This window comes from Rudaea sp., assembly GCF_057139185.1.
Window position 1 is genome coordinate 60,188 of the sequence record NZ_DBNHDN010000039.1, and the last position, 13,833, is coordinate 74,020.

Genomic DNA, 13,833 nt, shown 5'->3' on the forward strand with positions numbered 1-13,833 from the left:
ACCGGGCGCAACGCCTTCAGCGCGGCCCGGGACTTTCCGCTGCCCACACCGAATTGAGTGGGTCGAATTCGGCCTCGTTGCGCACCTCGGCGCGGTGGCCGAAGCCGCACACCGCGAGCGGCCCTTCCTCGAGCGGATCGAGGCCGAACTCGCGCTCGATGTCGATCTCGTTGATCACCGCGGTGACGAACGCGCCGAGGCCGAGTTCGGTCGCGGCCAGATACTGCACCTGCGACAGATGGCCGACGTCGAGGATCAGCGCGCGATACGCCTTGGCGTGGTTGCGGTACTTCCAGAAATTGCGCAAGAAGCGGCTGGTCGGAATGACCACGACATGCGCATCGGCGAAGTAGTCCTGCGCCGCAGTCAGGCGCTTGATCAGTGCAGGAATAGCCGCGGCATCGAGCCTGCGCATCGGCTCCAGCGCATGCTCGACCGGATGGTAATGGTACAGGCCCGGCGCTACCCCTTCGACATGCTGCGCGATCAGGTACGCCTCGGTGGCATGCAGTGCGCCGGCTGCCGGCACGCCCTTCTTCAGCAGCGGAATGCCCAGCGTGGTTTCGTCGACCTTGCGCGCGCCATAGGTGCGATACAGCACCGCCGAAAACGAGTCCAGCGAGAGCTTGCGCATGCGATCGAAGTTGCGGCAGGTGACGCGGCCGTCGAGCAGCGCGTCGAGCGGCGAGGCATCACCCTTCGGCGGCAGACGCAGGCGCTGCGCGGCCGGAACCCGTTCGCGCACCGCCGGCGCCGGTGGGCCGAGGCGGTCGATCAGGCGCCCACCTATCATCTCGGCGAAATCGTGCTGCAGGTCCTCGGTGTCGACGTCAGTCCAGCGCGAGGCGTAGTGCATCACCGCCGACGGCGTGCGCCAGTGCGTGTCGCGCAGCTTCTGGTCGCGGCGCGCGGCCTCGCTGTCTTCAGCGACCAGCAGCCACTTGCCCGCGAGCGCGTCGAGTACGGCGCGCGGGTGCGCGCGCGCGAGCTCGTCGAGCTCGATCCACGTCGATGGCGACAACCCGCCGAGCACGGTGCTTTCCTGCGGCGTCAGGATGATTTCGCCTGCGACATGCGGCGCGAGCGCGACCCATTCGAGCACGCGCACAAGCCCGCTGCCGCCGGCGGCGAGCGCGGAAAGATCAAATTCCAGCCGCTCGCGCGGCTCCAGCATCACGCTGCCGCAGCGGCGTACGCGCATGAGATATCCCTTTGGATTTTGAACTGATACGATGAACCGCGGCGGCCGCAGCGCGCGGTTCATCATAGACCATCGGCAGCATTGGCCTCAGGGGGCGCGATGAAAGACGAGATTCTCGATCAGAAACTTGCGCTCAAACTGTTGCGCAAACTGGCTGACGACGATCTGTTTCGCCATCACTACGAGCAGGATCCGCTGCAGGCGCTGGCAGACATTGGCGTACCGGACAAGCAACTAGCCATGCTGCGCGAGAACAAGCACCTCAAACCGGCGAAGTTGGCAGACAAGAGCGTATTTCTAGATGCGCTGTTGAAACTGATCGACGAACTGCTGTGCGTTACGTTGGCGCAGAGACCGGTCAAGTTGCATGTATTCTCGTCGGTCAAAGGCGAGCTCCTGCACGAGATCAGTCCCTTCCGTGAGTAGCTGTTCGCCGCCTGGCGGTTACTTCAGATCCGCTTGAATGGAAGCAATGCGCTTGAGGACCGATGCGCTCTTCGGCGCTATCGGCCACACTTTCTGGAACGCGTGGAGAGCGTTACGGGCTTGAGCTTGATCTCCAAGCAGCAACGAGCTCTCGGCCACATCGAGAAGCGCCAAATTGGACTGCACTACGTTGAATGGCAAAAGCAGATCGCGTTGCACGAACTCAGCGTACGCACGCCCGCGATGCCGAGCAAGCCAATTTGCCTGATCGCGCGCCGCGGAATAGTTCTTGTCGTCGAAGTAAGCCTGCATGAGGACCGCGCGACTTAGATAAAGCGTGGAATCGTCATTTGCGGTCAGCGACGATATAGCTTCTTTGGGGTTGCCCGATACGCGCTCTATTTCTGCACGCGCTGTTGCGCGCATTTTCGCCGACAGCGGATATTCGTTGTCGTTCGTTGCCGGGCCTGCCGCGTCAAGTGCGCTCTTGGCAAGCGGGATATCGCGTGCATGGGCGGCGAGGTAAGCAGCGAACAATGCGCCAACTTGTGCGTCGGCGCGATCCACATCGCTTGCCGTTGCCAAGTTTTCGACGGCAGCTTTCGCGTACTCGCGAACTTCAGTTCCCGTTGCTGCATTCGATTCGCGCAACGACGAAAGACTCGCCTCGATGCCCAGAAAATAGGTAAATAATCGGCCGTCGATTTTCGCAGCATCTCGTTTCGCCGAGTCGAGCAGTTTCCAGGCATCATCCCAATGCCCTTGGTCCAATGCGATGGCAATTGGAGTGACGCGTAGTCCGTTATCGAGACGTGAAGTCCCCAATTTCGCGGAACTCAAAAAGGCTTCCGCTTTGGTGAATGCCCTTGACGCAGCGAAAGCTCGGGCGTCGTAGACGCCAATCGAAGCGCCGGGTTCGTGACTCGACGCAAATTTGCCCGCGGCTTCCTCATAGTGCTCATTGCCGAGGTCGAGAAATCCCAATATCTCCTGACACACACTTATGCTCGGGCTTCTTGGGGATGCGCATTTTTCCGCTGCCTGAACGACATCACTTCCATATTGGTTCCCGAATTCTCTAGAAAAATAAGCGTAGTGACCCTGGGCATTGAAATAGTCCGGATACAACTCAGCCAAAGACTTCCATTTTTCGATGGCTGCGGTCTGTGATCCAATCAACGAGGCTTTCCAGGCGTCCGCACTCAAAGCCTCGCGCGGCGACAAGCGGTCCGGGTACTGCGCTGCGATGTTCACAGCCTTCACTGCGTCTGCGCTCTGCCCGAGCCACAGATAGATGCGCGACAACATCAGATACGCGCGCGCGAATCCCGGATCGAATTTGATCGCCTGCCGATAGAACGTCAGCGCATTTTTTGCATCACCCGCATCGTAGGCCTTGTCGCCCAGCGAATACGCGCGCAGCGCATCGAGGCTCTTCGTTGCGACCTTTTCCAGCGGCTGCGATTCCTGCGTCACGGTCGCCAGCGCTTCGCCGAGGCGCACGCGCAGTTGCGCGTTGACTTTGTCCAGCGAGGACAGCACCGAGCTTTCGCCGATACCGTCGGCCGATTCGGAGTAGACGGTGGTCTGTGTGTGCGGATCGATCACTTCGGCGGTGACGCGTACGCGCCCGCCGATTTCGGCGATGCTCGGCAGGATCAGCGCGCGCACGCCGTCGCGGATCGCGATCTCGCTGCCGGTTTCGCGGTCGATTGCGGTCTTGTCCGGATCGCGCTGCATCAGCTTGAGCGTTTCACGCGCCTTGAGGTCGGCGAGTACATTGACGTGGTGCGATTGCTCGAGGCCGATGCGAAAAGCGCTTTGCAGCGAATCGTCGAACGAGGTGTCGTCGGTCAGGTTCTTGAAGTCGCCGACCACGACCCAGTCGCGCGCGGCGAATGCGATCGCGGGCGGGCTGCGCAGCGTGAGCCACACCGGCACGGCGATGACCACGACCGCGGCCGCGGCCTCGATGGCCAGCGTACTCGGGCGCCGCCACCAGGGAATCTCGCGATGCGCCTTGCCGCTCCACGAGGGCGGCTTGAACGGCGCGATGCCTTGCTCGCCTACCTCATGCACCTGCACCGGGTCGGGCACACCTTTGAAACGGTAATTGCCGTGCGCGCGCCAGCGCAGTGCCGGGTATCCGTCCATTTCCGAATGGGCACGTCGCGTGAGGGTGTAGGCGATGCCCGAGAGCAGGATCTGGCCGGGCCGCGCGATGCTCATCAGGCGCGCGGCGACGGGTTTGACCATGCCTTCGGCTTCGAGCGGCTTGGCACCGCGCCAGACGTCGCTGGCCGAATTCTTCCACAACACGACCTCGCCGACGTGGATGCCGACGCGTGCGCGCAGCGGCACGGTTTCCTGTTTGCTCAGTTCGCCGAGCCGGCGTTGGTAATCGAGCGCGAAGGCGACGGCCTGCACCGGGCGCTCGAAAATCATGAGAAAACCGTCGGTCTTGTCGATTTCGCGGCCACCGTGGCGCTGCAGCAGGTCGCGCGTCAGGCGGTCATGGCGGCGCAGGAGTTCGGCCGCACGCAGGTCGCCGAGCTGATGGATCAGGGCGGTGCTGTCGGCGAGATCGCAAATCGCGAGCGCGCGCAGCACCGGCGCGACCGCGGCCTGCTCGGGTGGTGATCCTGACCGTTCCAATCCGATTGAACTCATAGCCGGGCTAGCCCCGCGAAGACCCCAGGCTGCGCCGGGTTCGGCGTAGTTTTGCTGCGCAGGGTCTCGAATTTTGCGGGATTTCGGGTGCGTTGACCAGAGCCGGCGCCCGAAAGCAGCGGCATCAGGCGCTTGCGCGGCCGGCCGAACGGATTACAGGTTCGGTGTGCGGCGCAGGCGCCAACCGTCGCCGCCTTCGGCCTTGGCTTCGTACAAGGCGCGGTCTGCATGGCTGTACCAGGCGGACCAGTCGGCGGTGGTATCGCAGAAGCTGGCGCCGACGCTGACTGACAGGAACAGCATCTGATGCGGCGACGGCAAGCGCAGGGCGCGCACCGAGGCAACGATACGTGCGGCGCGGGTTTCGAGTTCGTCGTGATCGTCGATCTGCACGAGCAGTGCGAATTCGTCGCCGCCGAGACGGCAGCAGATGTCGCCCTCGCCGGCATGGGTTCCGAGTTGGCCGGCGACGATGCGCAGCGCGTGGTCGCCGGCCAGGTGGCCAAGCTCGTCGTTGACTTCCTTGAAACGATCGAGATCGATCAGCAGCAGCGCGAGCTGGCGCGCGGTCGTGCTGCTGTGATCGAGCGTTTCGAGGAACTGGTACAAGCCGCGGCGATTGATCAGGCCGGTCAGCTCGTCGGTGCGCACGAGGGTGTTTGCCGCCGAGAGCAGGGTCTGCGTCTGGCGCAGCGAATGCAGGGTCGCGATCAGGTCCTCGTTGCGCCGCTTGAGGTGTTCGATCAGCTGCTGTTCGCTCGCGACCAGGTAGGCGAACGAGCGGCGCATGAACCGTGCGAGCAGCCTCGGCTCGTGCTCGAGGATCGAGTCGAACAGGGCGTTGTCGACCACGCGCACCTGCGTCTGCGTGATCGCGATCGCGCTTGCGACGCGCGTGTGATCGCCGATGAACAACGCAAGTTCGCCGAAAAACTCGCGCGCGCCGACCAGCTTGGGCGGCAGGCCGTCACCGAATTCGAGGCGGATTTCGCCGGACTCGACCACGAACATGGCGCGCCCGCGCTCACCCTTGCGGAAAATGGTTTCACCCGGTGGAACGCTGCGCGGATGGCCGATCGAGGCGAACAGAGTGAATTCGATTTCGGTGAGCCGGCGCTGTGCGCGCGCGTGCGGCAACTCTGCCGCAACCAGCGGCGATTCGATAGTTCCCGATCGATCGTCCGACATTTTCGACGACATCGCATACGCCTCGCGATGAGCCCCCCCATCGTGTGCGAATGCTAACCCAAGCGTGGCCGATCTCCCAAATTTCCGCCGTTTCGCCAGGGCGCCCGGATATCCCGCCGGGCGCACTGGGTTCGCATCAGGCCGCTTTCTCGCCGTGGAACTGCTCTTCCTCGGTCGAGCCCTTCAGCGCGGTTGTCGACGACTGGCCCTGCTGGATCGTCTGTGTCACCGCATCGAAGTAGCCGGTGCCGACTTCGCGCTGGTGCTTGACTGCGGTGAAGCCCTTGTCGGCCGCGGCGAATTCCGCCTCCTGCAGTTCGACGAAGGCGCTCATCTGGCGGCGCGCGTAACCGTGCGCGAGGTTGAACATCGAGTAGTTCAGCGCGTGGAAGCCGGCCAGGGTGATGAACTGGAACTTGTAGCCGTAGCTGGCGATTTCCTTCTGGAACTTGGCGATCGTCGCATCATCGAGGTTCTTCTTCCAGTTGAACGACGGCGAGCAGTTGTAGGCGAGCATCTTGCCCGGAAACTTCGCGTGGATCGCATCGGCAAAGGCCTTGGCGAAGGCGAGGTCGGGCTTGCCGGTTTCGCACCACACGAGGTCCGCGTACGGCGCGTAGGCCAGGCCGCGCGAGACCGCCTGATCGAGACCGTTCCTGGTTTTGTAGAAACCTTCGACCGTGCGCTCGCCCGTGGTGAACGGCTGGTCGTTGGCGTCGACGTCGCTGGTCAGCAGGTCGGCCGCTTCCGCATCGGTGCGCGCGACGACCAGCGTCGGCACGCCGAGCACGTCGGCGGCAAGGCGCGCGGCGTTGAGTTTTTCCACCGCTTCGCGTGTCGGCACGAGCACCTTGCCGCCCATGTGGCCGCACTTCTTCACCGAGGCGAGCTGGTCCTCGAAGTGCACGCCGGCAGCACCGGCCTCGATCATCGCCTTCATCAGTTCGAATGCGTTGAGCACACCACCGAAGCCGGCTTCGGCATCGGCCACGATCGGCTGCAGGAAGTCGATGCTGTCGTCGCCCTCGGCGTGCTGGAGCTGATCGGCGCGCAGCAAGGTGTTGTTGATGCGCTTGACCACGGCCGGCACCGAGTCGGCGGGGTACAGCGACTGGTCGGGATACATCTGGCCTGCGAGGTTGGCGTCGGCGGCAACCTGCCAGCCGGACAGATAGATTGCCTTGAGGCCGGCCTTGACCTGCTGCATGGCCTGGTTGCCGGTCAGCGCGCCGAGCGCGTTGACGAAGTCGTCGGTGTGCAGCGACTTCCACAGTTTCTCCGCGCCGAGGCGCGCGAGCGAATGCTCCACATGTACCGTGCCGCGCAGGCGCACGACGTCCTCGGCCGTGTAATTGCGCTTGATGCCGGCCCAGCGCGGGTTGTTGGCCCAGTCGAGCTTGATCGGTTCGGCGGAGGGGAGATTGGCTTTCATGATCGAAGTCCTGCGTTGGTGGGTGGGGCGGCGGTTGCGGCGCCGGCTCGTCCTGGAATCAGGGCAGCCGGTTCCTTGCATAAATCGTTTCGGCCACCTGGCGCGAGGCGCGCAGCAGCTGGCTGAGTCCCTGGACGCCGGCGGTGGGCGCGACGCGCTCCTGCACGCTGAGGATTGCGTCGTCGAACAGGGCGTAGTCGATCGGCGAGCCATCGGCGAGCGTGATCGCCTCGTCGCCGAGCCAGTGGCGCAACTGCGCCTGCTCGTCCAGCGCCGCGCTCTGCGGGCCGTCGATCAGTGCGTGCACGCAGCGGTCGACGCAGGCGGCGAAATCCGAGCGCGTCGCCGGCGCCCCGTTGCTCGCGGTTCGGTTGTCGGTGTTCATTGCGGCGCTGCAGGTCACGGTTCGCTCCGGCCACTTTGTTGCGTAGCAGCACACTAGGCTCGATTCTTCTATTTGACAAATCAAATGTTTCAATACAACAATTTAAAATTGTCAAATAATCACTATCTAGTTGATCCATAAAACAATGAAGCCAAGAAACTCAGAAAAAAAAGGGGGTAAGGCCGGTGTCGGCGGGCGTCGTCGCGGCAAGCCCCGGTCGACGACGCGGCGTGTGGCGGATGCCGAATCGGCACGGTTCTACTACAAGGGCAGTCGCCTCAAGCAGCTGCGTGCGTTCTGTTATGCGGTGAAATTCGGCACCGTGGTGCGTGCGGCGGAATCACTGTTCTTGTCGCCGTCGTCGGTCAGCCTGCAATTGTCGGCACTGGAATCGGATTTCGGCGCGCGCCTGCTCGAGCGCACGCGACCGCGCCTGGCGCTCACTGCCGACGGCCTGCTGCTCTACGATCTCGCGCGACCGCTGGTCGAGGGCATGGAAAACCTCGACCACCAGTTCCGCAACCGGCGCAGCGGAACGCCGGTGCGCGAGATCCATATCGCCTGCGGCAACGCGACGATCCAGTATCTGCTGCCCGAATGGGTGCGCGCCTATCGCGAGAAATTTCCGGACGTACGCCTCGACCTCGCCAACGTCACCGGCATCGACGGCCTTGCGTTGCTGCGTTCGGACAAGGTCGATTTCGCCGTCGGCTCGATGGTCGATGTGCCGCACGATCTCGAATACGAGCCGGTACGCTGGTTCGATCCGATGCTGATCGTGCCGCATGGGCATCCGCTCGCGGACAAGGCCGAAATCGCGCTCGAGGATATCTCGCCGTACGGGTTGATCCTGCCGCCGCAGCGCCTGACCACCTATCGCATGGTCGACCTGGTATTCCAGCAACGCAAGGTGCCCTACCACGTCGCGATCGAGGTTGGTGGCTGGGATGTGATCAAGCAGTATGTCGGCATGGGCCAGGGGGTTTCCATCGTGACCGGCATCTGCCTCACGCCGGGCGACGGCGAGCGCCTCGTCGCGCGCAACCTGCGCCGCTTTTTCCCCCAGCGCAGCTATGGCGTCGTCATGCGCAAGGGCAAGTACCTGTCCGAACAGTCGCGCGCGTTCATCGACCTGATCAAGCCCGATCTGTTCAGTCGCCGTGACTACTTCGACTCGGGCCACTCGGAACGTTAGGGCGGTCCTGGCCCGATGGCGAACGACAGCAAGGCCCGAGGGCAGGAGGCGCCAACGTCCAGCGAGCAGGTTGGGGTGAGCGACGCGAACCCCAGCGCTTGCGCCTCGGCGTCCGCTTGCCGCGCGACCGACAGGCTCGCGGGTTGGTTGCTGGGTTCCGCTGTGCTCGCTCCAACGACGGGCTTGCTCAAGAACCCGGCGTGGCGTCGGAGGAGGCCTGCCGGAAAGTGTGGAGAAACGGTGAATCTGCGGGCGCCGCGGTTTCGCGGCGCATCGCGGCGCGCTATCGTGATCGTCATTCTTTCGTACTTGCGATCCGATGCATCTGCGTTTGTGGCATCGCCTGTTCCTCGCGTTCGCCGTGCTCAGCGTGGCGATCATTGCCGGCTTCGTTGTCTGGCAGCAGCACAGTTTCCGCCAAGGCTTCTCGACCTACCTCAACGAGGTCACGCTGCAGCGGCTGCAATCCACGGCCGAACGCCTCGGCGAGGCCTACGCCGAACGCGGTGGTTCGTGGGATTTCCTGCGCGGCGACGCGCATGCGTTCGACGCCTACGTCGATTCGTTCCACCTCAGGCACAAAGCCCCGATCGATGAGCTGTCGCCCGGCCCGGGTGTCACTCAGGGTGAGCTGGGCATGCCGCCCGAGCCGCCTTCCAGCAACGAGCTCAGGCCGCCGCCCGGGGGGCCACCACCGCGCGGTGGCGCGTCCAGCCGGGTCCTGCTGGTCGACGCGGCCGGCGTCGTCGTCGTCGGCGATGCGCGCATCGCCGACGCACAAGACTTGTTGCGCGAAGTGATCCGTTCCGGCGACACGGAGGTCGGCAGTCTGCTGATGCGCAAGATCCCGCCGCGCGCGTTCGGCGGGTCCGACCTTGCCTTTGCGCTTGCCCAGCGGCGTGCGGCGATCGTCGCCGGCTCCGTGGCGCTGCTCGTCGCGCTCGGCTTCGCCTTCGCGCTCGCCCGTTGGCTGCTCGCACCGGTGCGCGCGCTGGCCTCGGGCATGCATGCGCTTACCGCCGGCGACTACGCGCGCCGCATCGCCGCGGGCGGCAGCGCCGAGCTCGGTGCGCTCGCGCGCGATTTCAATCGTCTCGCGCAGACGCTCGAGGCGCACCGCGACGCGCGCCGGCGTTGGGGCGCGGACATCGCGCACGAGTTGCGCACGCCGCTGTCCGTACTGCGCGGCGAAATCGCGGCGCTGCAGGATGGCGTGCGCGCGCCGACAGCGGCTGCGTTCGATTCGCTCGCGGTCGAGGGCGAGCGCCTTTCGGGATTGATCGAGGACCTGTACCAGCTCGCGCTCGCCGACGCCGGTGCGCTCGAATACCGTTTCGAGCTGCTCGATCTCGCCGAAGTCGTGCGCGATGCAGTGCAACTGCACCAACGAGCCTGTGCCGATGCCGGCCTGGCGCTGGAATTGAGCGTGCCTCCCGACACCCTTGCCGTGCGCGGTGACGCGCGGCGCCTGGGTCAGTTGCTCGACAATCTCATCGTCAACGCGCGTCGCTACACCGATGCGCCGGGGCGCATCCGCATTGCGCTTGCGCGCGCGCAGGAATCGGCGCATCTTGTCGTTGAGGACACGCCGCCTGGCGTACCGGCCGAATCATTGCCGCTGCTGTTCGATCGCCTGTACCGCATCGACAGCTCGCGTGCGCGCCACAGCGGCGGCGCCGGCCTCGGCCTGGCGATCTGCCGCGCCATCGTCGAGGCGCATGGCGGTACGATCCGCTCCGCGGCTTCGCCGCTCGGCGGGCTGTCCATCTTCGTCGATCTGCCCCAAGCCACGGAGACACTCGCATGACCTTCGGCGCGAACGATTCAGCGGGCCGCAGTCGCGACGACGCGGATTCCAGCAAGCACATCCTCGTCGTCGAGGACGAGCCGAAGATCGGCGCATTGCTGCGTGACTATCTGGCCGCCTCGGCGTTTCGTGTCAGTCTGCGCGAGACGGGGGCAGGCACGGTCGATTGGATCCGCGAGCACGCGCCCGATGCGGTCGTGCTCGACCTCATGCTGCCGGGCGTCGACGGTCTCGAAATCTGCCGTACGCTGCGCGCGTCGACCGATCCGCGCAGCGCCAACGTGCCGCTGTTGATGCTGACTGCGCGCGTCGAGGAAATCGATCGCCTGCTCGGCCTCGAACTTGGCGCGGACGACTACATCTGCAAGCCGTTCAGCCCGCGCGAAGTGGTCGCGCGGGTGCGCGCGGTACTCCGTCGCGTCGCGCCGGTCGATCCCGCGAGGCCCACTGCGGTCGAACTCGACGAGGAACGTTTCGAGGCGCGCGTGCGCGGCCAGGCGGTCGCGTTGACCCCGGTCGAGTTCCGCCTGCTGCGCAAGCTGTCGGCGCAGCCGGGTCGCGTCTACTCGCGCCAGCAACTGATGGACGCGCTGTACAGCGACCATCGCGTGGTCAGCGACCGCACCGTGGACAGCCACATCAAGAATCTGCGGCGCAAGCTCGGCGAGGCCGGCGCCGACCCGATCACCTCGATCTACGGCCTCGGCTATCGCTTCGAGGACAACGATGGCGCGACGCAAACCTGAACACTCGCCGCGCCACCATGCGCGGCGGCGCGAACGTCACCATTGCCATGCTGCCGCCTCAGCGTGGCGCCGGGCGGCCGCCAAGCACGCGTGCGGGTAGCAGCAGCAGCGCGCGCAGGAATTCGAACACGCCTTCGAGCGCGATGCCGGCAAGACGGAACGGCAGCAGCAGGAGCCAGACGATCGGGTAGAGGATCAGCGCGAGCAGCGCGATCGGCCAGCAGAACACGAACAGCAACAGCCAGAGGATGAAGGTCAGCATCGGTCGTCTCGATGGCTTGGGTACTGGCCAACGTGGAGACAACTCTACGGCGTCTCAAGTGCCGGCGGGAGTGCCGGATGGCACGGTCGCGCGTTCATTCATCATCCGGCGTTCCGCGCGCGCCGCGGATTGCGTCACGGCGTGCCGGCAATCATCGCCTTGCCCTCGTCGTCCTCGTCGTTCCCGATCTGTATCGGGCGCTCGTCGGCTTCGAACAACCGGTCGAGGTCGACCAGCGCCTCCTTGGACGTTTGCAGCAGCGCCGCGTCGTCGTCGTAGACGAGGTGTTGGTCGCGCAGCAACTGCTCGTCGCGCTTGCGGAAGATGTCGATGCGTGCCTTCGCTATCTCGGGTGCGATGCCGAGGTCGACGAGCACGCCTTTGGCCATGACCAGGCTGGAATAGAACGTGTCGCGCACGATGCCGTCGATGCTCAGGTCCATCAGGCGCCAGACATGCTGGCGGTTGCGCGCGCGCGCGATGATCTTGATGTGCGGGTACAGGCGTTTGACGATGCGCGCGGTGCGAATGTTGAGTTCCGGGTCGTCGGTCGTGAGCACGAAGACCTCGGCTTTCTCGATGCCGGCTGCGCGCAGCAGCTCGGGCCGGCTCGAATCACCGAAATAGATGTTCTGGTTGAAACGGCGCACGAGTTCGACCTGTTCGACCGAGCTCTCCAGCGCGGTGAACGGGATCCTCTGCGCGCGCAACACGCGCGCGACGATCTGGCCGACGCGGCCGTAACCGGCGATGATGACGCGCGGGTGTTCGTCCGGGATGACGTCGAACTCCGGCTGCGGTTTCTTCTTCTGCCCGGCAAGCCACTGGCCGCCGCCGATCACGAGCAGCGGGGTCAGCGCCATCGACAAGGTGACCGAGACGACGAGCAGGCTGTGCTGGCCCGCCTCGAGCAACTGGTGGTCGCGGGCGAGGTTGAGCACGACGAAGGCGAACTCGCCGCCGCCGGCGAGCACGAACGCGAGCTTGACCGATTGCTCGAAGTCGAGTTTGCCCGCGAGCTTGCCGATCGCGAGCAGCGCGAGCGCCTTGACCGCAAGGATGCTGGCGACGACCAGACCGACCATGAGCGGTTGCTGCTTGACCAGGCCGAGATCGAGCGAGACGCCGATGCCGACGAAGAACAGGCCAAGCAGCAGGCCCTTGAATGGCTCGATCTGCGATTCGATCTCGTGGCGGAATTCCGAGTCGGCGAGCAGCACGCCGGCGAGGAACGCGCCGAGTGACATCTGCATGTTGGCAAGCTGCATCAACCAGGCCGCGCCGAACACCACGAGCAGCGCCATCGCCGTGAACACCTCAGGAATCTGCGTGCCCGCGACCGCACGGAAGATCGGGCGCAACAGGTAGCGGCCGCCGACGGCGACGACGGCGATGATGCCGATTGCCTTTGCCGCAGCCAGCCAGACGTTGCCGCTCGCCTCCGCGGCGCTGTGTACGCCGAGCAGCGGCACGAGGGCGAGGATCGGGATCGCGGCGAGATCCTGAAACAGCAGGATCGCGAACGCGAGGCGGCCGTGCGGCTCGCCGATCTCCTTGCGTTCGGCCAGAGTCTGCAGGCCGATCGCGGTCGAAGACAGCGCCAGGGCGAGGCCGATGATGATCGCCGTGTCGATGCCGCTGCCGAACGCGAACGCGATGCCGCCGAGCACGGCTGCCGAAAGCACGACCTGGACCAGCCCCGCACCGAACACGGCGCGGCGCATCAACCACAGGCGCGCAGGCGAGAGTTCGAGGCCGATCACGAACAGCAGCAGGATCACGCCGAGTTCGGACAGCTCGTTCGCCTGGCTCATGTCCGGTGCGAACCCGAGCAGGTTCGGCCCGATCAGCGCGCCCGCGCCGAGATAACCAAGCACCGCGCCGAGACCCGCGCGCTTGGACAGCGCCACCGCGACCACCGCGGCAGCCAGGAACATAACCATGTATTGCAGGAAGTGCGAACCTTCCATTCTGGAACCCTCACCAATTCGACCTGCGCGCGAGGCTGGCATTTTGCCGGCATTCCGGCAAAAGCGGGAATGTCCGGCGGAAATTTCCGCGGATTCGGGAAATCTCAATCGCTGAGATGGCCGCCGCGCATTCTCGCCGGCAACCCTGGCGAGTGAATGGAGTAGATCATGCGTTCAGCCTTGTTGCATTCAAGTGCGGTGCCGTCGTTCGGCTTGAAAGAACCCGTGATCGCGGTGCGCGTCGCGCAGGCATGGTTGGCGCTCGGCTGCATTGCGGTATTGTGCCTGCCCGCCTCGCGCGGCTACAGCGAGTGGATCGGCTGGCTGCCGCTGTGGCTTGTGATCATGCCTGCGGCACAACTGGCAATGCTGCGCTGGCGGCTCCTGGCATCCGCATCGCGCAAGTCCTGGCGTCGGCTTTCCCATTTTCATGGTGAATCCGCGCCGCGCCGCGCACGTCGCGTACGTGGGTCGGCGCGCGTATGGCGTGCGCGCCGGCGTACCGATGCGCTGCTCACCGCTCTCCTGTTGCGCTAGTTGGCAGGGCCGGG

At 65.0% G+C, this 13,833-nt stretch carries 12 protein-coding genes; 5 read left to right on the plus strand and 7 right to left on the minus strand.

Going from position 1 to position 13,833, the window contains the following annotated elements; all coding sequences use genetic code 11:
• Nucleotides 1–16 precede the first annotated feature (16 nt).
• Nucleotides 17–1,201 (minus strand): putative peptide maturation dehydrogenase, encoded by a 1,185-nt coding sequence (locus AC16HO_RS13450; protein WP_395643171.1) that lies wholly within the window; start codon nucleotides 1,199–1,201, stop codon nucleotides 17–19.
• Nucleotides 1,202–1,300: 99 nt separating this feature from the next.
• Between AC16HO_RS13450 and AC16HO_RS13455 the strand changes: the two genes are divergently transcribed.
• Nucleotides 1,301–1,627: an NHLP-related RiPP peptide gene (locus AC16HO_RS13455; RefSeq protein WP_395643170.1), complete on the plus strand. Its 327-nt coding sequence runs from the start codon at nucleotides 1,301–1,303 to the stop codon at nucleotides 1,625–1,627.
• Between the two features lie 18 nt (nucleotides 1,628–1,645).
• On the opposite strand, the gene AC16HO_RS13460 is transcribed toward AC16HO_RS13455, so the two are convergent.
• From AC16HO_RS13460 to AC16HO_RS13475, 4 genes are all read right to left on the minus strand, one after another.
• Nucleotides 1,646–4,297: a putative peptide modification system cyclase gene (locus AC16HO_RS13460; RefSeq protein ID WP_395643169.1), complete on the minus strand. Its 2,652-nt coding sequence runs from the start codon at nucleotides 4,295–4,297 to the stop codon at nucleotides 1,646–1,648.
• Between the two features lie 153 nt (nucleotides 4,298–4,450).
• The gene (locus AC16HO_RS13465) at nucleotides 4,451–5,497 is read right to left on the minus strand and encodes a GGDEF domain-containing protein (RefSeq protein ID WP_395643168.1); all 1,047 of its coding nucleotides are present in this window, start codon (nucleotides 5,495–5,497) and stop codon (nucleotides 4,451–4,453) included.
• A 124-nt stretch (nucleotides 5,498–5,621) separates the two neighbouring features.
• On the minus strand, nucleotides 5,622–6,917 hold the full coding sequence (aceA, locus tag AC16HO_RS13470) for an isocitrate lyase (protein WP_395643167.1): 1,296 nt from the start codon (nucleotides 6,915–6,917) through the stop codon (nucleotides 5,622–5,624).
• Nucleotides 6,918–6,975: 58 nt separating this feature from the next.
• Nucleotides 6,976–7,302, minus strand: coding sequence for a hypothetical protein (locus tag AC16HO_RS13475; RefSeq protein ID WP_395643166.1), 327 nt, complete (start codon nucleotides 7,300–7,302; stop codon nucleotides 6,976–6,978).
• A gap of 145 nt (nucleotides 7,303–7,447) precedes the next feature.
• Between AC16HO_RS13475 and AC16HO_RS13480 the strand changes: the two genes are divergently transcribed.
• The 3 genes from AC16HO_RS13480 to AC16HO_RS13490 all read left to right on the plus strand — a co-directional run bounded on the left by AC16HO_RS13480 (nucleotide 7,448) and on the right by AC16HO_RS13490 (nucleotide 11,050).
• Nucleotides 7,448–8,497, plus strand: a complete 1,050-nt coding sequence (locus AC16HO_RS13480) for a LysR family transcriptional regulator (protein ID WP_395643165.1) — start codon at nucleotides 7,448–7,450, stop codon at nucleotides 8,495–8,497.
• Nucleotides 8,498–8,816: 319 nt separating this feature from the next.
• Complete coding sequence (locus AC16HO_RS13485) at nucleotides 8,817–10,304, plus strand: ATP-binding protein (RefSeq protein WP_395643164.1); 1,488 nt, start codon at nucleotides 8,817–8,819, stop codon at nucleotides 10,302–10,304.
• A complete protein-coding gene (locus AC16HO_RS13490) occupies nucleotides 10,301–11,050 on the plus strand; it encodes a response regulator (protein WP_395643163.1) in 750 nt (249 codons plus the stop codon). The genes AC16HO_RS13485 and AC16HO_RS13490 overlap by 4 nt, the downstream gene beginning before the upstream one ends.
• 58 nt (nucleotides 11,051–11,108) lie before the next feature.
• Here the strand turns inward: AC16HO_RS13490 and AC16HO_RS13495 are convergent, their stop codons facing one another.
• Nucleotides 11,109–11,312 (minus strand): hypothetical protein, encoded by a 204-nt coding sequence (locus AC16HO_RS13495; protein ID WP_395643162.1) that lies wholly within the window; start codon nucleotides 11,310–11,312, stop codon nucleotides 11,109–11,111.
• A 134-nt stretch (nucleotides 11,313–11,446) separates the two neighbouring features.
• Entirely contained in the window at nucleotides 11,447–13,282 is a 1,836-nt protein-coding gene (locus tag AC16HO_RS13500) for a monovalent cation:proton antiporter-2 (CPA2) family protein (protein WP_395643161.1), read from the minus strand.
• A 168-nt stretch (nucleotides 13,283–13,450) separates the two neighbouring features.
• On the opposite strand from AC16HO_RS13500, the gene AC16HO_RS13505 reads away from it, so the two are divergent.
• Nucleotides 13,451–13,819, plus strand: a complete 369-nt coding sequence (locus AC16HO_RS13505) for a hypothetical protein (RefSeq protein WP_395643160.1) — start codon at nucleotides 13,451–13,453, stop codon at nucleotides 13,817–13,819.
• Nucleotides 13,820–13,833 lie beyond the last annotated feature (14 nt).